At 45.6% G+C, this 509-nt stretch carries 1 rRNA gene; it reads left to right on the forward strand.

Going from position 1 to position 509, the window contains the following annotated elements:
• The first annotated feature begins 228 nt into the window (after positions 1–228).
• Positions 229–347, forward strand: a 5S ribosomal RNA gene (gene rrf, locus R7O13_RS31085).
• Positions 348–509 lie beyond the last annotated feature (162 nt).

Here is a 509-nt window from a genome sequence, read left to right on the forward strand (position 1 = left end):
CCAGCTCCTTGTAAAACAGCACCTGTGGACAAACTCTCCTTTTTTTCCCTTTGTTTTTTTTTTTTTTTAATTTCTCAGTGAGTTTATGTGCATTAACTCAAAGCTAAATGCCATGTGGGTCTTGTCATGGCGCTTGTTGAGTGCAGGAAAATGACAGATGACCATTTGCCATCCACCCTTGCTGGTGTTTTACCATCTATAAATGCCGTGCGTGCATGCTCATCCATCGCTTACGGCCATACCACCCTGAATACGCCCGATCTCGTCCGATCTCGGAAGCTAAGCAGGGTCGGGCCGGGTCAGTACTTGGATGGGAGACCGCCTGGGAATACCCGGTGCTGTAAGCTTTTTATTCTCACCTTTCATCGGCAGAGAGCGCTGCTCCTCCTTTACTGGAGCCAGCTCCTTGGAAAACAGCACCAGTGGACAAACTCTCCTTTTTTTCCCTTTGTTTTTTTTTTTTTTAATTTCTCAGTGAGTTTATTGTGCTTAACTCCAAGAAAAATGCC

Source organism: Vibrio sp. Y176 (genome assembly GCF_033438945.1).